Origin of the sequence: Phenylobacterium sp., from assembly GCF_035309685.1 — a bacterium.
GTDB lineage: Bacteria > Pseudomonadota > Alphaproteobacteria > Caulobacterales > Caulobacteraceae > Phenylobacterium.
Genome location: NZ_DATGEX010000027.1, coordinates 49,649 through 67,694, shown reverse-complemented (window position 1 = coordinate 67,694; position 18,046 = coordinate 49,649). Strand labels below are relative to the sequence as shown.

Sequence of the window (18,046 nt, the reverse complement as noted above, 5' to 3'; positions counted from 1 at the left end):
AGGAGATTTCATGTCGGTTCGTATCGTGGAAGTACGTGAGATAACGAAGCCCATCTCGTCGCCGATCCGCAACGCCTATATCGATTTCACCAAGATGACGACGAGCCTTGTGGCCGTGGTCACCGATGCGGTGCGCGACGGCAAACGCGTGGTCGGTTACGGCTTCAACTCCAACGGTCGCTACGGCCAGGGCGGGCTGATCCGCGAGCGCTTCGTCGACCGCATTCGCCAGGCCGATCCCGCCGACCTGCTGGATGAGACCGGCGAGAACCTCGATCCGCACCAGATCTGGGCGACCCTGATGACCAACGAAAAGCCCGGCGGACATGGCGAGCGGTCGGTCGCCGTCGGCACCATCGACATGGCCGTCTGGGATGCGGTTGCCAAGATCGCCGGTAAGCCGCTGTTCCGACTTTTGGCCGAGCGCAAGGGCCGCGAGGCCGACCCCCAAGTCTTCGTCTACGCCGCCGGCGGCTATTACTATCCGGGCAAGGACGACGCGGCGCTCCGCGCCGAGATGCGCAGCTACATCGACCGCGGCTATCGGGTCGTGAAGATGAAGATCGGGGGCGAAAGCCTCGCCACCGACGCGCGTCGGATCGAGTCCGTACTCGCGGAGATCGGCTCCGATGCGCAGCTGGCGGTCGACGCCAACGGCCGCTTCGATACCCTGACGGCCATCGAATACGCCAAGCTCCTGCGCGACTATCCGTTGTTCTGGTACGAGGAGGCGGGCGATCCGCTCGACTACCACCTGCAGTCTGTGCTGGCGGAGTTCTATCCGGGGCCCATGGCCACCGGCGAGAACCTGTTCAGCCATCAGGACGCCCGCAACCTGATCCGCTATGGCGGCATGCGGCCGGACCGCGATTGGCTGCAGTTCGACTGCGCCCTTTCCTACGGCCTGGTGGAATATCTGCGGACCCTTGAGGTGCTGGATCACGCGGGCTGGTCTCCGTCGCGATGCATTCCGCACGGCGGGCACCAGATGTCGCTGAACATCGCCGCCGGGCTCGGCCTGGGCGGCAACGAGAGCTACCCGGACCTGTTCCAGCCCTATGGCGGCTTCCCCGACGGGGTGAAGGTGGAGGACAGCCACATCGTCATGCCGGACCTTCCCGGCATCGGGTTCGAGGGCAAGTCGGATCTGATCAAGGTGATGCGCGAGCTCGCCGAATGACGAAGGCGAGCGCAGCCATGCGATCAGAGGCCAAGCCATGAGCTTCCTGCTGGGGCGCGAAGGCCTGATCATCGCGGGCGTCATTGTCTACATGGTGCTGACCAGCCTCCTGGCCTGGGTGCTGCGCAGCAAGACCAGCGCTCAGTTCATGGTCGCGGGCCGGGCCTTGCCTGCCGGGGTGATCGGCGTCTTCCTGATGTCGGAATTCATCGGCGCCAACTCGAGCGTCGGCGGGTCGCAGGCCGCGTTCGAGAAGGGCATGGCGGCCGGCTGGGCAGTGGTGGCCGCAGCTATCGGCTTCCTGCTGCTGGCCATAGGGTTCGCGCGGACCATACGAGAGTCGTCGCAGGTCACGATCTCCGGCCTGATCGAGCAGAGGTTCGGGTCCACCGCGCGCGCGGTGGTGTCGGTGATGATGATCTTCGCCCTGTTGCTGGTGAACGCCGGCAACTACCTGAGCGGGGCTGCGGCCCTCAGCCCGGCGCTGCACCTCAGTCTCACCGGGTGCGCCGTGGTCATCGCCGCCGCCAGCTCCATCTACTATGTGTTCGGAGGCCTCAAGAGCACCGCCTACGTCACCGTCCTCCATAGTCTGGTGAAGGTGGTCGGCATCGGGGTCATCGTCGCCGTCGCGATTGCGCTGAGCGGCGGGATCGAGCCCATGCAGCGCGCGCTTCCCGTCTATTATTTCACCTGGGACGGCGCCGTCGGCGGCTCGACGATCATCGCCTGGATCGTCGGCACCACGGGGGCGATCTTCTCCAGCCAGTTCATCGTCCAGGCCATCGCCGCCGCCCAGACACCGAAGTCGGCCCAGCGCGCGGCGTTCCTGGCGTCTGCCCTCTGCCTGCCCCTGGGCGTCGCCATCGGCTTTATCGGCGTGGCGGCCCGCTACCTCTATCCGACCCAGAAAAGCCTCTTCGCGCTCCCGGTGTTCATCGCCCACATGGACACGCCGCTGGCCACCCTGGTGACCGTCTCTCTGGTGGCGTCCGTCCTCGTGAGCGTCAGCACCGTGGCCCTGGGCATCACCGCCCTGATCATGCGCGACTTTTATGTGCCGTGGCGCAAGCCCACGCCCGAGCAGGAACTGAGTGTGACGCGCCTGGTGGGCGTGGCCGTCGGCGCGGCACCGCTGGTCGTGGTCCTGCTGGCGCCGCACATCCAGACCCTGTCGTTCTTCACCCGCGCGCTGCGGCTCTCGATCACTATCGTCGCCCTGATGGGGGTCTATCTGCCCTGGGTCCGCTCGGGTCGCGCCGCGGTCGTGGCGCTGGTCGGCTCCGGCCTCGCCACCACGGCCTGGTACCTGTTCGGCAACCCCTTTGGCGTCGACAACATGTACGTGGCGGCGGCGCTGCCCGCCCTCGTCCTGCTCGGTGAGCGCCTGCTGCCCCGTCGCAAGCCCGCCCCCAATTCCACCACCCGGGAGACCCACGCATGAGCCGCACCCTTCGGCCTCTGTTGACGGCCGCTACAGCCGCGGCGTTCGCGGCGCTGAGTCCGCTCGCCAGCGCCGCGCCGGTTCCGGTCAGCCCCACGGGCGCGACCTCCGTGCCCGCCGTCGAGGTGCCCAGCAGCGCCCTGATGAGCGAGGCCGGCAACGCCTCGCGGGTCGAGCACATCCTGCTCAAGCGGTCCTTCAAGGGCCGCTCCACCGACGAGCTCTATCGGGGCGTCTTCGGGCCGGGCCTGGAACGCACAAAGGCGGCGTTCCCTCAGGTCGGCATCCGCAAGGACACCATCGGCGGCGTGCCGGTGCTGATCTATGAGCCCAAGGGCGGAGTCTCGCCCACCAAGGACAAGCTGCTGCTGATCAATGTGCATGGCGGCGGCTTCACCGCCTGCTTCGCCGAGTGCGGCGGCATGGAATCGATCCCGATCGCGGCGCTGACCGGGATCAAGGTGATCAGCATCGACTATCGCGAAGGCCCGCAGCACCACTATCCCGAAGCGACGGAGGATGTGGTCGCGGTCTATCGCCAGGTGCTGAAGACGGTCTCGCCCAAACACCTCGGACTGTTCGGCTGTTCGGCGGGCGGGTTGCTTACGACCCAGAGCTTGGCTTGGTTCTCGCGCCACGGCCTACCGTCCCCGGCGGCTGCGGGCGTCTACTGTGCGGGCGGCGATGCGTCGATGGGCGGGGACTCGCGCATTATCGGCAACCTGTTGGGCGACGGCGAAGCTCCGGACCCCGCGCCGCGAGGGGACGCGGGCCTTGGCTATATGGCCGGCGCCTCGCCGAGCGACCCCGAAGCCTATCCGGCGCGGGATGCATCGGTGCTTGGAAAGTTCCCGCCGACGCTGGTTGTGACCGGGACCAGGGATTTCGCGATGAGCAGCGCGGTCAATCTGCACAGCAAGCTGGTCGCGGCCGGTGTCGATGCGCACCTTCATGTCTGGGAGGGCGGTCGCCACGCCTTCTTCTATGATGAGCGCGTGCCCGAGGCGCGCGAGGCCTACAAGGTCATGGCCACATTTTTTGAAGAGAAGTTGAAGGACCGACGCTAGGCCGGGCTTCCGGCAGGGCCTCGATTTCTGCTTCTGGCGCCTAGCCGGTCCTATTCGTGATCGCGCCGTGCGGTGGTCTTCCGCGCTGATGCTCGAGAGGCCGCTGTCAGACACTGCGCGTCGAACTTGCACATCGTGGCCTCGTCGACGAGGCGGGCCCGGCGCAGTCCAGTTACGCTGCGATGGAGCGAGCGAAGAATATCGCTGTTGTAAATTTATGCCTTCTCCGCCATCGCTCCTCGACTCCCAAAGTGGTTTCGGCCCGCGCTTCGCGTGAGTACATGTCCACACTTGAACACTCCCGCAAGTCCACATTTGCACGCGACTTCGCGTAAGTGCTTGAAAATGCTATTGAGTCCGTCCAGTCCGGCATCGGAACTTTTTCGAAAAATAAGGTCAATAAAATCCGTTAGCTATGGCGATATTCTCATGTGCCCCCATGATGGACTGGACGGACCGGCATTGCCGCAGTCTGCACCGGACGCTGTCGCGGCGGGCGGTGCTCTATACCGAGATGCTGACGACCGGGGCGGTGCTGCATGGCGACCGCGCGCGGCTTTTGGCGTTCGATCCGGCGGAGCATCCGGTGGCGCTGCAACTGGGGGGCTCGGAGCCGGCGGACCTCGCCGCGGCGGCGCGGATCGGCGAGGCCTGCGGCTACGACGAGATCAACCTCAACGTCGGCTGTCCGTCGGACCGGGTGCAGTCGGGGCGGTTTGGCGCCTGCCTGATGCGCGAGCCGGAGCTGGTCGCCGACTGCATGGCGGCGATGGGCGCGGCGGTCAGCGTGCCGGTGACCGTCAAATGCCGCATCGGGGTGGACGACCAGGATCCGGAGGAGAGCCTGTTCCGCCTGGTCGACCTCTGCGCGGCGGCGGGCGTGCGCCACTTCGTGGTCCATGCGCGCAAGGCGCTGCTGCAGGGCCTGTCGCCGAAGGAGAACCGCGACGTGCCCCCGCTGAACTATCCGCTGGTCTACCGGCTGAAGGCGGAACGCCCGGAGCTGACCATCACGATCAACGGCGGCGTCGCGTCGCTGGACGAGGCTCAGGCGCATCTGGCGCATGTGGACGGCGTGATGCTGGGCCGCGCGGCCTATCACACGCCGGCGATCCTGGGGCAGGCCGACGCGCGGCTGTTCGGCGACAGCGAGGTGGTCACCGCGATTGAAGCGGTGGAACGCTACCGGCCCTATATCGCCCGCGAACTGGCGGCCGGGACCCACCTGGCGGCCATGACGCGGCACATGCTGGGCTTGTTCCACGGGGCGCCCGGCGCGCGGACCTGGCGGCGGATCCTGACGGTGGAGAGCGTCAAGCCGGACGCGGGGCTCGAGGTGGTCGACGCCGCGCTCGCGGCTGTCTCAGGGCTGCAGGATCAGCGCCTGGCGCGTCGCCTGGAAGCTGGCGAGGCGGCCTAGGTAGGTCATCCCGAGCAGGGAGGTGTCGAGGCCCTTCTCGATCACCAGGGCGTCGACGTTCTCCAGCCGCGCGCCCGCCACCGTCACCGAGGCGAGCTTGACCGACGCCGCGCGGGCCTGGCCGGCGGCGGTGACCACGCGATAGCCGTAGGTGAGATTGGCCGGCGTGAAGCCGAGGCGCCGCGCATCGTCCGGCGTCAGCGCCACGGCGGTCGCGCCGGTGTCGACCAGGAAGCGCACGGCCGCGCCGTTCACCTGGCCATCGGCCCAGTAGTGGCCGTCGCTGGATTTGGCGATGGTCGCCGGGCCCGACGCCGGCCCGGCTTCGGCCTGGGCCGAAGGCGCCTGCGACTGCGCGGCCGCCGCGCGCAGGGGCGCGACGCGCTGCGAGGCCACGACCACGGTCTCGGCGCTGATCAGGGCCGAGACGCTGGCCAGTCCCGCCACAAGGATGAATTTCCAGGCCTCGGTCACGTGCTCTGACTTGGTCCGCCGCGGCCCCAAAAGACCGCCGTTCGATCGGGCAGACTAAGTCAGGGGTGTTTTGAAGGGATGAACGGGCAGGCTTAACCGAACATCGCGAGCTTTTCCGGCCGTATGCGGCTGCGGCGGCTGGGCAGCTCGGCCATGATCTGGGCGCGCTCGTCGTCGCTGAACCGCGCCCACTGGGCCACTTCCGAGAGCTGGCGGTAGCAGCCCATGCAGAGCCCGCTCTCGCCGTCCACCACGCAGACCTTGATGCAGGGCGTGGCGATGGCTTTCGGCGGACCGCCGCCGTCCTTCAGCGATTTCGGGGGCTCGGGCGGATTGCTCATTGCGGCAGAGCGTAGGTGACCACGGCCTGCGCCGCCAGACGGTCGGGGCCCTCGGTCCAGAGGCGCACGTCGCAGACGGCGTTGCGCCGGCCAAGGCGCAGCATTTGCGCCTCTGCATGCAGGTCGCCGGGTTTGGCGCCGCGCAGGAAGTTCATGGTCAGGGACGAGGTCACCGCCATCAACTGGTCGCCGATGTGGGCGAGCACAAGGGCGTAGGCCGCCGTATCCGACAGCGACATCAGGGTCGGGCCGGAGATCACGCCGCCCGGACGCAGCAGCCCCTCGCGGTAGGGCGCCATCACCCTCACCCGGCCCGGCGCGACCTCCAGCACGGTGGGGAAGGCCGCCGGCACAGCGTCTGGAAAGGCCTTGCGCAGCAGGGCGTTGACGCCCGCGGCGTCCAGCACGGGGGTCAGCTCGGCCATGGGCCTTCATGCCAGCCACGCCGGCTCACGGACAAGTAAATTGTAGTCATAAGTAAATGCATCATGTAACTCTGTTACTTGGAACATTAAATACTGTTCATTGCTTCCAATTAATTTGAGAAATCACAAATCAGGGATCAAATTTAGTGCGGGGACTGTTTTGAGGGAGATATCATCATGAAGACCGCCGCCATCCTTCTCGCGACCCTGAGTCTTGGCCTCTGCGCTGCCGGCGCAGCCGCCGCCGCCGACCATCTCAGCGACGTGGACTATCTGAAGGCCAACCGCTGCCGCGGCCTCGCCGAGGGCCTGGGCGCGGGCGACACCGCCGGCCTCGACAGCCTGATCAAGACCGAGGGCCGCAGCCGCCTCGAACCGGTCTATGAGCGCGGCCAGGTGGAAATGGCCCGCGGCAAGCGGGACGCCTCCAGCCGCGACGCCCGCGACCGCCTCAGCGCCGAACTCAACGGACCCTGCATGGCCTATCTGGGCGCGGCCCACGACGCCGCGGCCAAGGCGAGCAGCCCCTCGGTCCACTAGCCCAATTGCCCCAACTCGGCCTCTAAGCCAGCGCGTCGCCCTTCGCGGATTGGCGCGCTTTTTCTTGCGGTGACGGTTCGGGAACCCCAGGTTCGCTGACGCCTTTCGTCCTGGTGAAGGTCGGGAGGGGAGGCGGACGCGTGAAAGGGGCCGTGACAGCTTGAACATGGCGATACGGCCCTCGACGGCGCCTGGGGTCCTGCGCGTGGGCGACACCTGCTGGCGCACCGCGCGCGCCGACCGCGCCGCCTTCCTGATCGACACCGAGGCCTATTTCACCGCCGTCTTCGACGCCCTGCAGAAGGCGCGCCGTTCGATTCTGTTGCTGGGCTGGGGGTTCGATCCGCGCACGCGGCTGTTCCCGGACGGGTACGACGGCCCCGACGACCCCGACGAGATCGGCCGTATCCTGATCGAGCTGGCCCGCGCGCGGCCCGACCTCGACATCCGCCTCTTGATCTGGCGCTCGGCCTTCCCGATCGCGGCGCAGCAGGAGTTCTTTCCGCACCGGGCGCGCCAATGGTTCAAGGGCTCGCCGGTGAAGTTCCGGCTCGACGATCAGGTGCCCTTCGGGGCGTGTCACCATCAGAAGGTGCTGGTGATCGACGATCGCGTGGCCTTCTGCGGCGGCGGCGACATCAGCGTCGACCGCTGGGATACGCCCGGCCACCGCGATGACGACACGCGCCGCATCATGCCCGACCAGGAATTCCACGCGCCGCGGCACGAGGTGATGATGGTCGTCGATGGCCCCGCGGCCGCCGCGCTCGGCGACCTCGCCCGCGCCCGCTGGCAGAAGGCGACCGGCGAGGCCCTTGAGCCGCCGCCCGACGCCGGCGGCGATCCCTGGCCGGAGCACGTGCCGCCGGCGCTGTTCGACGTCGAGGTGGGGATCGCGCGCACCGCGCCGACCTGGAAGCGCCAGGCCGAGATCGACGAGATCCGCCGCCTGACGCTCGCCTCGATCGCCGCGGCGGAGCAGACGATCTATCTGGAGAACCAGTACTTCACCTCGCCGCTCGTCACCGAGGCGCTGGCCGCGCGGCTGGCCGAGCCGGAGGGGCCCGAGGTGGTGCTGGTCTCCACCGGCCACGCGCCGAGCTGGTTCGACCACCTGACCATGGACCGGGCGCGGGGCGCGATGATTTGGCGGCTGAGGACCGCCGACGTCTTCGGCCGTTTCCGCGCCTATTGGCCGGCGACGGCGAAAGGCGACACCGTGATCGTCCACTCCAAGACCAGCGTCATCGACGACCGCATCGCCCGGGTCGGCTCGGCCAACCTCAACAACCGCTCCGGCGGCTTCGACACCGAGTGCGAGTTGGCCGTCGAGGGCGGGGACGAGGCGGCGAGGGTGGCGATCGGCGCCTTCCGCGACCGGCTGGTGGGCCATTTCATGGGCCTGACGGGCGATGCGGTGGCCAAGGCGCGCGCCGACTACGGCGGGCTGGTGGGCGCCATCGACGCGCTGAACCGCGACAACCGTCTGCGCCCCATCGAGCCGCCCGAAGTCACCGCCTTCGGAGAGTTCGTGGCCAAGTACCACCTGGGCGATCCGCAGGATCCCAAGGACAGTTGGAACCCCGGCCGCCGCCGCGCCCGCCTCTATGAGGCCGTCCGCAGCTTCCAGATGCTGGGCGGCCCCGCCGCCATCGACGCGATCGACAACTAGGCCTTAGAGCTCGAAGTCCATCACCAGGGGCAGGTGGTCGGAGGCGACGCGGGTGAGGGGCGAAAACGGCGCGAAGACGTCGGCCACTCTGATCTCTGGACTGACGAACAGGTGGTCGATCCGCAGCACCGGCAGCGGCGAGGGGAAGGTCGCCGTCGGGGTCTTCACCTTGGCCAGGGTCCGCGCCGCCGACAGGCGCTTCAGGAAGGTGCGGTAGACGACCGAGGTCGCGGTGGCGTTGAAGTCGCCCAGCAGGATCTGCGGTCCTTTGCAGTGCGGATGACCGAGCCACGCCGGACCGGCCAGGTGCGCGGCCTGGATCTGCTGTTCCTTGGGGACCAGGCCCAGGTGGGTGTTGACGATCTGCACCGTCGCGCCGGCGATCTCCACCTCGACCCACAGCGCGCCGCGGGGCTCCAGCTGAGGGATCGCCGGGTGGCCGGGCAGCGGACCCAGCTGCACCAGACGCTCGGGATAGCGGGTCAGGATGGCGTCGCCGTAGCGCTCCTCCTCCACCGTCAGGGCGGCGTTGAAGTGGCAGGCCATATCCAGGCGCCGCGCGATCTCGTGCGCCTGGTCGACGCGGCCGGTCCGCGCGCGGCCGACGTCGAGTTCCTGCAGCGCCACGATGTCCGGCTCCAGCGCCGCCAGCACCTGGGCGATCCGGCCCACGTCGAGGCGCCGGTCGTTCCCGACGCAGCGGTGCACATTGTAGGTGACGATCCTGGGCATCGGGCTTGGGCGTGCACGGGTTCTGACGCAGGGGCAAGGCCTGCGGAACGGCTGGCCGAGGGCAGAGGTTCGCGGCTAAGTTGCGGCAGCGCTTCGGGGGGAGTCGAAATGTTGTCCGTTCTGGCCGCGATGCTGATGCAGGCCGCAGCGCCCGCGCCTAGCGTCATAACCATGCCGGACTGGGCCGCGAAGCCCGACGGCCGTGATGTAGTCGCTGTCTATCCCAAGCCGGCACTGATGGCGCACGTTGAGGGTAGCGTCACCATAGGCTGCGAGGTGGGAGTCGAGGGCCGTCTCCATGAATGCAAGGTCCTGAAGGAGGATCCGGCTGAGCAAGGCTTCGGTGAAGCTGCCTTGAAGCTGTCAGCCTTCTTCAGGATGCTGCCGATGACCAAGGACGGTCACCCTGTCGCCGGCGGGGTGATCCGAATTCCGGTCCGCTTCCAACTACAGCCCACGCTCATTCCGACTGAGCCGCCGCCCCCAGGCGGGCCTGTCTTGCGTCCTGTGTTGCTGCACACACCCAGCCCATCGGATGTTCAGCGGGCCTATCCTGCGACCGCCAGGCAGAACAAACTTGAGGGCCGCGGAGCCGTGAAATGCCAGGTGACCTCTGATGGCCGCCTCGACTCCTGTGTCATCTTTAGCGAGGCGCCCGCTGGACAGGACTTCGGCGCTGCCACGATGACGCTGACCCCGCTCTTCAAATTGCGGGAGGTCGATCTCTACGGCGAGAAGGTCGCGGGTCGGTCGATTATTATTCCCGTCGGGTTTCGCCTCGCCAAATAGCCATGGAAGCCTCACGTTTACGTAAACGTCATCTTCCCTAAGCGGCAGCTTCCGGCCTATGGTCGGGCGAAGGCGGATACGCCGTAAGCCAGGCGTCCAGGGAGCCCCAGATGAACCTCGATTTCTCACCCGAAGAGAACGCCTTCCGCCAGGAAGTCCGGGCCTTCATCAAGGACAACTATCCCGCAGACTTGCGCGCCGCGCAGGACGCTGGCCGGCCGCTGACCAAGGAAGAATATCTGCTCTGGCACAAGGTGCTGGCCAAGAAGGGCTGGGTCGCGCCGTCCTGGCCGACTGAGTTCGGCGGCACCGGCTGGACGCCGACGCAGAAGTACATCTGGTCCGAGGAGCTGGCCGAGGCCGACGCCCTGCCGGTGCTGCCGTTCGGCGTCTCGATGCTGGCCCCGGTGGTCTACACCTTCGGCACCGAGGAGCAGAAGAAGCGGTTCCTGCCGGGCATCTACAATGGCGAGGTCTGGTGGTGTCAGGGTTACTCCGAGCCGGGCGCGGGCTCGGACCTGGCGAGCCTGAAGACCAAGGCCGAGCGGATCACCGCCGACGACGGCAAGGAGTACTACATCGTCAACGGCCAGAAGACGTGGACGACGCTTGGCCAGCACGCCGACTGGGGCTTTTTCCTGGTCCGCACCGACCCCGACGCCAAACCGCAGGCCGGCATTTCCTTCCTGCTGATCGACATGAAGAGCCCGGGCATTTCGGTCCGGCCGATCATCACGCTGGAGGGCGGGCACGAGGTGAACGACGTCTTCCTCGACAACGTGAAGGTGCCGGTCGAGAACCGCATCTTCCACGAGAACCAGGGCTGGACCTGCGCCAAGGCCTTGCTGGCCCACGAGCGGTCGGGGATCGCGGGCGTGGCGCGGTCCAAGCGCAACCTGGAAAAGCTGCGCGCCATCGCCACCACTGAGCGTTCCGACGCCGGCGGCGCCCTGCTGACAGACGCCTTCTTCCGCCGCAAGGTGGCCGAGCTGGAGATCGACCTGACGGCGCTGGAGTTCACGGAACTGCGCACGCTCGCCGGCGAGTCGAGCGGCAAGGGGCCGGGGCCGGAAAGCTCGATCCTCAAGATCAAGGGCACCGAGATCCAGCAGCGCCTGCAGGAGCTCGCGCTCGAGGCGGTCGGCCACTACGGCGCGCCATTCCTGCGCGACCTTGGCCACAACGCCGGCATCGGGCCCGACTACGCCGACGGCCTGGCGGGCGAGATGTTCAACGGCCGCAAGACCTCGATCTACGGCGGCTCCAACGAGATCCAGCGCAACATCATCGCCAAGATGGTGCTGGGGCTCTAGGCCGCTTCCACCCCTCCTTCCGCCAACGTTCTTACGGACTGCCCGACCTATGGACTTCAGCTTCACCGACGAACAATCGATGCTGCGCGACACGGTCGCGAGCTATCTGGCGGACCACTATTCGTTCGATCAGCGGCGCGCGATGCTGGCCAAGGAGCCAGGCTGGAGCCCCGCGGTCTGGAAGGCCTTCGCCGAAGAGCTCGGCATCCTGGGCGCGCCGTTCTCCGAGGAGTTGGGCGGCCTGGGCGGCGGGCCGGTCGAGAACATGATCGTCATGCAGGAGATGGGGCGGTCCCTGGTGGTCGAGCCCTATCTCGGCACGGTGGTGATCGGCGGCGGGTTCCTGAAGCACTCGGGCCATGCGGGCGCCGAGGCCCTGATCGGCCAGATCATTTCCGGCGAGGCGATCTTCGCCTTCGCCTATGCCGAGCCGCAGGCGCGCTACAATCTCGCCGACCTCAAGACGACGGCGAAGAAGGACGGGGCCGGCTGGGTGCTGAACGGCGCCAAGGCCGTGGTGATCGGCGCCCCCTACGCCAGCCACCTGATCGTCACCGCGCGGACCGGCGGCGGCCAGCGCGACCAGGAAGGCGTCAGCGTCTTCATCGTCGAGAAGGCCGCGGCGGGCGTCTCGACCCGCGACTATCCGACGGTCGACGGCTTCCGCGCCTCGGAGGTCGTCTTCGAGAACGTGAAGCTCGGCGCCGACGCCCTGGTCGGCCCCGAAGGCCAGGCCATGCCGCTGATCGAGAAGGTGGTGGACGAGGCGGTGGTCGCGACCTGCGGTGAGGCCTGCGGGGTGCTTAGCAAACTGCACGAAGGCACGCTGGAGTACACGCGCCAACGCAAGCAGTTCGGCCAGCCGATCTCCGCCTTCCAGGTGCTGCAGCACCGCATGGTCGACATGTTCATTCAGGTCGAGCAGGCGGTCTCCATGACCTACATGGCCACCATCAAGCTCTCCGACGACAAGCAGCGCGCCAAGTCGGCGGCGGCGGCCAAGGTGCAGATCGGCAAGGCCTGCCGCTTCGTCGGCCAGAACGCCATCCAGCTGCACGGCGGCATGGGCATGACCGACGAAATGGCCATCGGCCACTACTTCAAGCGCGCCACCATGATCGAGAGCGCCTTCGGCTCCACCGACCACTTCCTGGCCCGCTACGAGTTCCTGAGCCTGGGGCAGGCGGCTTAGTGCTATAGGCCTGCGTTCGTCTCGCGCGGCCATCCGCCCGGCGGGATCGAGCGGAGAGATATCTTGGGAAAAGAAGCCACGGTCCAGGCGACGTTCGCCGAAGGCCCCGACGAGGGCCGTCTGCAGTACGAGCCGCCGAAGCTGCTGTTCCGGGGCGCGCAGCGACGGGTGTTCGAGGGCGAGGCGTTGCAGGGCGTGACAGCTGATGGCGCCGATCTCGTGCTGGCCGACGGCTCGCGCTTCACGCTCGGCGAAAAGCAGGCGGCGAGCTGGGTCGACGCGATCCTCAATCCCAAGGGCCGGATGGACAAGATCGGGGTGAAGCCCGGCATGCGCGCCGCCGTCCTGGGCGTCGCGGACGGCGCCCTTTCGGCGGAATTGAGCGAGCGCGGGGCGCAGCCGGTGACCGAACTCGCGGACCTGGACCTGTTGTTCTACGCCGCCGACAGCGCCGAGGAGCTGGCCCGCGTCGAAGCGCTCGTCCCTATGCTGGCCGAGAAGGGCGCGCTGTGGATCGTCTCGCGCAAGGGCAAGGCGGCCACGTTGAAGGACGTCGAGGTGATGGCCGCCGCCAAGGCCCATGGCCTGGTCGACAACAAGGTGGTCAGCTTCTCCGACACCCACACGTCGCTGCGCTTCGTGCGGCGCCTGACCTAGATTCATGAGCGAGGACCGGACACCCGAGGACCTCGCCTCGATCATCCCGCCGCTGCTGGCGGCGCTGGAGGCCCTGGGCCTGGTCGCCCGCTACCTGACCCCGCCGGACCTCTCCGGCGTGCTGGCGGCGGTCGGCGAGCCGGAGGCGCCGCTGCGGGCGGCGATGGGCGGCCTCTCGGACTGGCCGGTGGAACTCGTGTTCCTGCGCGGGCGGCTCGACTCCGCCTGTGGCCATGTGCTGGAGGCTTTCGCGGGTCTGCGCGCCGCGGAGGCCGCCGGCGGCGACATGGGCGCGATCTTCCGGGCGCTGCGCGGCCTGCCCCGGGCGCAGGAGGCGCTGTATCCGTTCGCCGCCGGCCTGCCGCCGGTGAGCCGCTTCTTCCTGTCGCCCGCCCTGCGCGGCGACGCGGCCTTGGTCGCGCGGCTGGCGGATGCGCCGGAGCGCGGCGACACCGGCGTGATGCACATTGGCGAGCCGGGCGCCCGCGGCGGGGTCTCGCTCTATGTGCCGGAGACCTATTCCCCGGACAGCCCATGCCCTCTGGTGGTCGCCCTGCACGGCGGCGCGGGCAGCGGGCGATCTTTCCTGTGGAGCTGGCTACGCGACGCCCGCGGCCAGGGCGCGATCCTGGCCGCGCCCACCGCCATCGGCCAGACCTGGGCCTTGACGGGCGAGGACCCGGATACGCCGAACCTGGCGGCGATCGTGGAGGCGGTGCGCGGGCGCTGGCATGTCGATCCCACGCGCCTGCTGCTGACCGGCATGAGCGATGGCGGCACCTTCAGCTATGTCAGCGGCCTGGAACCGGGATCGCCCTTCACCCACCTGGCGCCGGTGGCCGCCGCCTTCCATCCCATGCTGGCCCAGATGGCCGATCCCGACCGGCTGAAGGGCCTGCCGGTCCACATCGCCCACGGGGCGCTCGACTGGATGTTCCCGGTGGAGATGGCGCGCGGAGCCGAGCGCGCGCTCGCGGCGGCGGGGGCTCAGGTGACCTATGTCGAACTACCCGACCTCAGCCACACCTACCCGCGCGAGCTCAATCCGCAGATCCTGGGCTGGCTGGACGAGACCGCGCGGCGCTAGTCGGCCGCCGCGCGGGTCCGTGGCGGCCGATGGCTGGTCAGGCGGTGACGTCGAGCAGATTGCTGCTGGACGAGGCGGCGGCGGTCGCCGTGGTGTCGGTCGTGGCCGTGCTGTCGGCGGACGCCTGCGCCGGCTGAGAGCTCGCGGCCGGCTTGGCGCCGTGATGGTGGTGATGGCGATGCGTCTTCTGGATCCCGTCACTGGTGGTGGGATCCTGAACCGGCGGCGCGGGCGGCGTAGGCGGAGTGCTGGAGATGGACGACACTGACATTTGAAAGCTCCGTAAAGTTGACGACCCCCGAAAGCATTATTCAATCAAAATAATAATGGCGGGTTATTGTAATGTATCCGTAGGATGTCCCGAATACTGACCAAACAACTCATTTCGTAACCTTAGAAACATTCGCGACGGATTTCGGGGTTGGCGGGGAGGGGCTGACGCGGTCCTGTCGCATCCAGCGGCGGCGCACCGGCGAAGGTGACCGCGCGCACGACGCAGCTTAAGGGCAATTCTCATGTCCCTGCGCGACTTCGGGCTGCTCACGCTGGTCTGCCTGGTCTGGGCCTCGAACAACATCGTCTCGAAGTATGTGGTGAGCCATCTGGGCTTGCCGCCGCTGTTCTATGCGGCGGTGCGGTTCGGGATCGTGGCGGCCGCGACCCTGCCGTGGCTGTTGCCGATGCCGCGGCCCCGCTGGCGGCTGCTGGCGGTCGCCTCGCTGATGGGCGGCGGCAATTTCGCCCTGCTGTTCCTGGGCCTGAAGACCTCGACGCCGTCGGCGGCGGCGGTGATCGGCCAGATCGGCGTGCCGATCACGACGCTGCTTTCCATGGTCATGCTGGGCGAGAAGATCCGCTGGCGGCGCGCGCTCGGTATCACGCTGACCTTCGCGGGCTGCCTGGCGGTGATGTACGACCCGCGCGGCTTCGCGCTCTCGCCCGGGCTGCTCTACGTGGTGGCCTCCGCCTTCGCGGGCGCCTTGGGCGCGGTGATGATGAAGCAGATCGAGGGCGTGAAGCCGCTGCAGTTCCAGGCCTGGGTGGGTTTCGCCTCGGTCCTGCCGTTGGCGGCGCTTTCGGCCTGGCTGGAACCGGGGCAGGTGGGCCAGGCGCTGGCCGCGGGATGGCCGTTCGCCGCCGCCGTGCTCTATTCGGGGCTGGTGGTCTCGGTGGGCGCGCACACCGGCTACTACTTCCTGATCGGCCGCTATGAGGCGAACCTGATCTCGCCTTTGACCCTGATGACGCCGCTCGCGACGATTGCCCTGGGCGTCGCGATCTTCCACGATCCGTTCGGCCTGCGGATGGCGGCGGGCACGCTCCTGGCGCTCACCGGCGTCCTGATCATCGCGGTCCGAAGGAACCACGTCATGCCGCTGCTGCTCGCCATCCGGAACCGCGCCCAATGAGCCTGGACTTCATCGAAGCGCCCAGTCCGAACTTCGACGCCCGCGTCGGCGTGCCGGACATCCTGGTGCTGCACTACACCGGCATGAAGACCGGCCCGGAGGCGCTCGACCGCCTGCGCGATCCCAACGCGCCCCGGGTGAGCTCGCACTACGTCGTCGAGGAGGACGGCCGCATCTTCCGCCTGGTGCCCGAGGAGCGGCGCGCCTGGCACGCGGGCGTCAGCTACTGGAAGGGCGAGCGCAACATCAACGGCGTCTCCATCGGCGTGGAGATCGTCAATCCCGGCCACGAGTTCGGCTACCGGCCGTTTCCCGACGCGCAGATCGCCGCGGTCATCGCGCTGACGGCCGACATCCGCAGCCGTTGGCAGATTCCCGACGACCGCATCGTCGGCCACTCCGACGTGGCGCCCGCGCGGAAGGACGATCCGGGCGAGCTGTTCCCCTGGAAGCGGCTGGCCGAGGCCGGCCATGGACTCTGGGTGGAAGCGCCCGCCGCGCCCGGCCTGCCGCTGGCGCTGGGCGTGGAAGGCGTCGAGGTCTTCGCCCTGCAGGCCGGCTTCACGCGGCTCGGCTACGACCTGCCGCCGTCCGGTAAGTTCGACGAAGCGACGCAGCAGGTGGTCACCGCCTTCCAGCGCCACTGGCGCCAGGAGAAGGTCGACGGCGTCGCCGACGGTGAGACCCGCGCGCGGCTGATCGCGCTCTTGAGGCTCGCGGGCTGATGCATCCGGGAGGACTCTACAGGGTCACCGATGAGGCGCCCTTGCTGGAGTGGCTGCGGCGCCATGCCTTCGTGACGCTCTGCGCCGCACCGGCAGGCCGCCCGCTCGTCGCGCACGCGCCTGTCGTGGTGGGTGGCGCGGGCGAAGATCTCACGCTCGACTTCCACCTGGCTCGCGGCAATGCGATCGCGCCCTATTTGGCGGACGGTTTCCAAGCCTTGGCGGTTGGCCTGGGGCCCGACGCTTATGTCAGCCCCGACTGGTACGAGAGCGTCGACCAAGTCCCGACCTGGAACTATCTGACCGTCGAGGCCGAGGGGCGGGTCGAGGCGCTGGACGAGTCCGAACTGGTGCGCCAACTCGACGAACTTTCGGCGCAGGAGGAGGCGCGGCTGGCGCCGAAGCCGGCGTGGACGCGGCATAAGATGTCGCCGGGGCGGTTCGGCGGAATGCTGCGTGGCATCATCGGCGCGCGGATGGTCGTCGAACGGCTGGAGGGGACGTTCAAGCTCTCCCAGAACAAGACCGAGACCGACCGCCAAGGCGTCATGGCGGCGCTCGGCGACCACCCAGTGGCCGCCCTGATGCGCGCCGCAATCCCGCCACCTTGATGAACGGCGCGAATTCCTAGCCCTCAGATCGGGTTCAGCAGCTGAGCTGCATCTTGTGCGGGCTTGGCGACGGCTACGGCCCGCCGCGCAAGCGGAACCTGATCAAAGGAACTGCGACATGACCTTCAAGACCACCGCCATCGCCCTGATCCTGGGCGCGACCGCCCTGGGCGCCGCCGCCACCGCGGCCTCGGCCCAACCGCTTGCGCCGCCCGCCCGCGCCGAGATCGCCACCCACCGCGCGCAGATCAACACCGAAGAACGCCGCGGCGAGATCAGCCGCGTCCAGGCGCACCGCATGCGCGTCGTCGACCGCCACATCGCGCGGCGCGCGCGGATGCACGGCGGCCACCTGACCCGCGTCCAGGCTCATCGCCTGCACCGCCAGGAAGTCCGTCTGCGCCGCCACGAGAGCTAGGATGCGGCGACGCCGGGCCGCCTCTTCCCCCGGAGGCGGCCCGGCCCTTCGCTTGACCTCCGCGCCACGAACCCTCAGGTTCCGCGCGGACCAGACGGCCGGGCGATCGCGGCTCCCGCAAGGGGGTCGAGGAAAGTCCGGGCTCCACGACGACATGGCGGCGGGTAACGCCCGCCGGGGGCGACCCCAGGGATAGCGCCACAGAAAGCAAACCTCCCTCCTTCGCCTAGGCATCGGAGGGGAAGGGTGAAAGGGTGGGGTAAGAGCCCACCGCGCGGCTGGTAACAGTCGCGGCATGGCAAGCCCCGCCAGGAGCAAGACCGAATAGGGACCGTGCGTCCTCCGTAGCCTTGGCGAAGGAGGATAGGGCTGTCGTAGGCCTGAGCGGTCCGGGTAGGTCGCGAGAACCGTCCCGCGAGGGGCGGTCCAGAGGAATGATCGCCAATGTCCGGGACTTCGGTTCCGGGCGGCACAGAACCCGGCTTACAGGCCGTCTGGTCCATCGCCTCAATGGGACGCAATGACACCGCGCCGCCGGCTACGGCCCAGT

At 68.3% G+C, this 18,046-nt stretch carries 20 protein-coding genes and 1 other RNA gene; 16 read left to right on the top strand and 5 right to left on the bottom strand.

The window, feature by feature from the left end; genetic code table 11:
• Positions 1–10 precede the first annotated feature (10 nt).
• From VKQ35_RS09290 to dusA, 4 genes are all read left to right on the top strand, one after another.
• On the top strand, positions 11–1,180 hold the full coding sequence (locus VKQ35_RS09290; RefSeq protein WP_324360815.1) for a mandelate racemase/muconate lactonizing enzyme family protein: 1,170 nt from the start codon (positions 11–13) through the stop codon (positions 1,178–1,180).
• 37 nt (positions 1,181–1,217) lie between these two features.
• The gene (locus tag VKQ35_RS09285; protein WP_324360813.1) at positions 1,218–2,624 is read left to right on the top strand and encodes a sodium:solute symporter family protein; all 1,407 of its coding nucleotides are present in this window, start codon (positions 1,218–1,220) and stop codon (positions 2,622–2,624) included.
• Positions 2,621–3,691, top strand: coding sequence for an alpha/beta hydrolase (locus VKQ35_RS09280; RefSeq protein WP_324360811.1), 1,071 nt, complete (start codon positions 2,621–2,623; stop codon positions 3,689–3,691). The genes VKQ35_RS09285 and VKQ35_RS09280 overlap by 4 nt, the downstream gene beginning before the upstream one ends.
• Before the next feature lie 415 nt (positions 3,692–4,106).
• Positions 4,107–5,111, top strand: a complete 1,005-nt coding sequence (gene dusA / locus VKQ35_RS09275; RefSeq protein WP_324360809.1) for a tRNA dihydrouridine(20/20a) synthase DusA — start codon at positions 4,107–4,109, stop codon at positions 5,109–5,111.
• Here dusA and VKQ35_RS09270 read toward each other — a convergent pair.
• The 3 genes from VKQ35_RS09270 to VKQ35_RS09260 all read right to left on the bottom strand — a co-directional run bounded on the left by VKQ35_RS09270 (position 5,055) and on the right by VKQ35_RS09260 (position 6,351).
• A complete protein-coding gene (locus tag VKQ35_RS09270; protein ID WP_324360807.1) occupies positions 5,055–5,585 on the bottom strand; it encodes a TIGR02281 family clan AA aspartic protease in 531 nt (176 codons plus the stop codon). The two genes, dusA and VKQ35_RS09270, sit on opposite strands and share 57 nt — an antisense overlap.
• A 92-nt stretch (positions 5,586–5,677) precedes the next feature.
• Positions 5,678–5,926, bottom strand: a complete 249-nt coding sequence (locus VKQ35_RS09265; RefSeq protein ID WP_324360806.1) for a DUF1289 domain-containing protein — start codon at positions 5,924–5,926, stop codon at positions 5,678–5,680.
• On the bottom strand, positions 5,923–6,351 hold the full coding sequence (locus VKQ35_RS09260) for a PaaI family thioesterase (RefSeq protein ID WP_324360804.1): 429 nt from the start codon (positions 6,349–6,351) through the stop codon (positions 5,923–5,925). The genes VKQ35_RS09265 and VKQ35_RS09260 overlap by 4 nt, the downstream gene beginning before the upstream one ends.
• Positions 6,352–6,528: 177 nt before the next feature.
• Between VKQ35_RS09260 and VKQ35_RS09255 the strand changes: the two genes are divergently transcribed.
• Positions 6,529–6,891, top strand: coding sequence for a hypothetical protein (locus VKQ35_RS09255; RefSeq protein WP_324360800.1), 363 nt, complete (start codon positions 6,529–6,531; stop codon positions 6,889–6,891).
• 166 nt (positions 6,892–7,057) lie between these two features.
• Complete coding sequence (locus tag VKQ35_RS09250; protein ID WP_324360799.1) at positions 7,058–8,563, top strand: phospholipase D-like domain-containing protein; 1,506 nt, start codon at positions 7,058–7,060, stop codon at positions 8,561–8,563.
• 3 nt (positions 8,564–8,566) lie between these two features.
• Here VKQ35_RS09250 and VKQ35_RS09245 read toward each other — a convergent pair whose 3' ends face one another.
• Entirely contained in the window at positions 8,567–9,295 is a 729-nt protein-coding gene (locus tag VKQ35_RS09245) for an endonuclease/exonuclease/phosphatase family protein (protein ID WP_324360797.1), read from the bottom strand.
• Between the two features lie 108 nt (positions 9,296–9,403).
• On the opposite strand from VKQ35_RS09245, the gene VKQ35_RS09240 reads away from it, so the two are divergent.
• From VKQ35_RS09240 to VKQ35_RS09220, 5 genes are all read left to right on the top strand, one after another.
• A complete protein-coding gene (locus VKQ35_RS09240) occupies positions 9,404–10,084 on the top strand; it encodes a TonB family protein (protein WP_324360795.1) in 681 nt (226 codons plus the stop codon).
• Between the two features lie 110 nt (positions 10,085–10,194).
• Positions 10,195–11,397 carry an acyl-CoA dehydrogenase family protein gene (locus tag VKQ35_RS09235; RefSeq protein WP_324360793.1) on the top strand — a complete coding sequence of 401 codons (1,203 nt, stop codon included), beginning with the start codon at positions 10,195–10,197 and terminating at the stop codon, positions 11,395–11,397.
• A 49-nt stretch (positions 11,398–11,446) separates the two neighbouring features.
• Positions 11,447–12,589, top strand: coding sequence for an acyl-CoA dehydrogenase family protein (locus tag VKQ35_RS09230; protein ID WP_324360791.1), 1,143 nt, complete (start codon positions 11,447–11,449; stop codon positions 12,587–12,589).
• Positions 12,590–12,652: 63 nt separating this feature from the next.
• The gene (locus VKQ35_RS09225) at positions 12,653–13,246 is read left to right on the top strand and encodes a DUF3052 domain-containing protein (RefSeq protein WP_324360789.1); all 594 of its coding nucleotides are present in this window, start codon (positions 12,653–12,655) and stop codon (positions 13,244–13,246) included.
• 4 nt (positions 13,247–13,250) lie between these two features.
• Positions 13,251–14,333, top strand: coding sequence for a hypothetical protein (locus VKQ35_RS09220; protein WP_324360787.1), 1,083 nt, complete (start codon positions 13,251–13,253; stop codon positions 14,331–14,333).
• A 37-nt stretch (positions 14,334–14,370) separates the two neighbouring features.
• Here the strand turns inward: VKQ35_RS09220 and VKQ35_RS09215 are convergent, their stop codons facing one another.
• Positions 14,371–14,604, bottom strand: coding sequence for a hypothetical protein (locus tag VKQ35_RS09215; RefSeq protein WP_324360785.1), 234 nt, complete (start codon positions 14,602–14,604; stop codon positions 14,371–14,373).
• A 244-nt stretch (positions 14,605–14,848) separates the two neighbouring features.
• On the opposite strand from VKQ35_RS09215, the gene VKQ35_RS09210 reads away from it, so the two are divergent.
• The 5 genes from VKQ35_RS09210 (at position 14,849) to rnpB (ending at position 17,998) form a co-directional block, all read left to right on the top strand.
• On the top strand, positions 14,849–15,742 hold the full coding sequence (locus VKQ35_RS09210; protein ID WP_324360783.1) for a DMT family transporter: 894 nt from the start codon (positions 14,849–14,851) through the stop codon (positions 15,740–15,742).
• Positions 15,739–16,467, top strand: a complete 729-nt coding sequence (locus tag VKQ35_RS09205) for an N-acetylmuramoyl-L-alanine amidase (RefSeq protein WP_324360781.1) — start codon at positions 15,739–15,741, stop codon at positions 16,465–16,467. Before VKQ35_RS09210 ends, VKQ35_RS09205 begins: the two co-directional genes overlap by 4 nt.
• Positions 16,467–17,078 carry an FMN-binding negative transcriptional regulator gene (locus VKQ35_RS09200; protein ID WP_324360779.1) on the top strand — a complete coding sequence of 204 codons (612 nt, stop codon included), beginning with the start codon at positions 16,467–16,469 and terminating at the stop codon, positions 17,076–17,078. Before VKQ35_RS09205 ends, VKQ35_RS09200 begins: the two co-directional genes overlap by 1 nt.
• Before the next feature lie 118 nt (positions 17,079–17,196).
• Complete coding sequence (locus VKQ35_RS09195; protein ID WP_324360777.1) at positions 17,197–17,496, top strand: hypothetical protein; 300 nt, start codon at positions 17,197–17,199, stop codon at positions 17,494–17,496.
• A gap of 90 nt (positions 17,497–17,586) precedes the next feature.
• Positions 17,587–17,998, top strand: an RNA gene (gene rnpB / locus VKQ35_RS09190) — RNase P RNA component class A.
• The last annotated feature ends 48 nt before the right edge of the window (positions 17,999–18,046 follow it).

What these genes read in the sequence shown, in the direction of transcription:
- VKQ35_RS09215 (WP_324360785.1), bottom strand. Translation starts at nt 14,604, where the DNA reads ATGTCAGTGTCGTCCATCTCCAGCACTCCGCCTACGCCGCCCGCGCCG.
- VKQ35_RS09210 (WP_324360783.1), top strand. Translation starts at nt 14,849, where the DNA reads ATGTCCCTGCGCGACTTCGGGCTGCTCACGCTGGTCTGCCTGGTCTGG.
- VKQ35_RS09195 (WP_324360777.1), top strand. Translation starts at nt 17,197, where the DNA reads ATGACCTTCAAGACCACCGCCATCGCCCTGATCCTGGGCGCGACCGCC.
- VKQ35_RS09205 (WP_324360781.1), top strand. Translation starts at nt 15,739, where the DNA reads ATGAGCCTGGACTTCATCGAAGCGCCCAGTCCGAACTTCGACGCCCGC.
- VKQ35_RS09285 (WP_324360813.1), top strand. Translation starts at nt 1,218, where the DNA reads ATGAGCTTCCTGCTGGGGCGCGAAGGCCTGATCATCGCGGGCGTCATT.
- VKQ35_RS09240 (WP_324360795.1), top strand. Translation starts at nt 9,404, where the DNA reads ATGTTGTCCGTTCTGGCCGCGATGCTGATGCAGGCCGCAGCGCCCGCG.
- VKQ35_RS09200 (WP_324360779.1), top strand. Translation starts at nt 16,467, where the DNA reads ATGCATCCGGGAGGACTCTACAGGGTCACCGATGAGGCGCCCTTGCTG.
- VKQ35_RS09255 (WP_324360800.1), top strand. Translation starts at nt 6,529, where the DNA reads ATGAAGACCGCCGCCATCCTTCTCGCGACCCTGAGTCTTGGCCTCTGC.
- VKQ35_RS09250 (WP_324360799.1), top strand. Translation starts at nt 7,058, where the DNA reads ATGGCGATACGGCCCTCGACGGCGCCTGGGGTCCTGCGCGTGGGCGAC.
- VKQ35_RS09235 (WP_324360793.1), top strand. Translation starts at nt 10,195, where the DNA reads ATGAACCTCGATTTCTCACCCGAAGAGAACGCCTTCCGCCAGGAAGTC.
- VKQ35_RS09260 (WP_324360804.1), bottom strand. Translation starts at nt 6,351, where the DNA reads ATGGCCGAGCTGACCCCCGTGCTGGACGCCGCGGGCGTCAACGCCCTG.
- VKQ35_RS09280 (WP_324360811.1), top strand. Translation starts at nt 2,621, where the DNA reads ATGAGCCGCACCCTTCGGCCTCTGTTGACGGCCGCTACAGCCGCGGCG.
- VKQ35_RS09290 (WP_324360815.1), top strand. Translation starts at nt 11, where the DNA reads ATGTCGGTTCGTATCGTGGAAGTACGTGAGATAACGAAGCCCATCTCG.
- VKQ35_RS09220 (WP_324360787.1), top strand. Translation starts at nt 13,251, where the DNA reads ATGAGCGAGGACCGGACACCCGAGGACCTCGCCTCGATCATCCCGCCG.
- VKQ35_RS09265 (WP_324360806.1), bottom strand. Translation starts at nt 5,926, where the DNA reads ATGAGCAATCCGCCCGAGCCCCCGAAATCGCTGAAGGACGGCGGCGGT.
- VKQ35_RS09245 (WP_324360797.1), bottom strand. Translation starts at nt 9,295, where the DNA reads ATGCCCAGGATCGTCACCTACAATGTGCACCGCTGCGTCGGGAACGAC.
- dusA (WP_324360809.1), top strand. Translation starts at nt 4,107, where the DNA reads ATGGCGATATTCTCATGTGCCCCCATGATGGACTGGACGGACCGGCAT.
- VKQ35_RS09230 (WP_324360791.1), top strand. Translation starts at nt 11,447, where the DNA reads ATGGACTTCAGCTTCACCGACGAACAATCGATGCTGCGCGACACGGTC.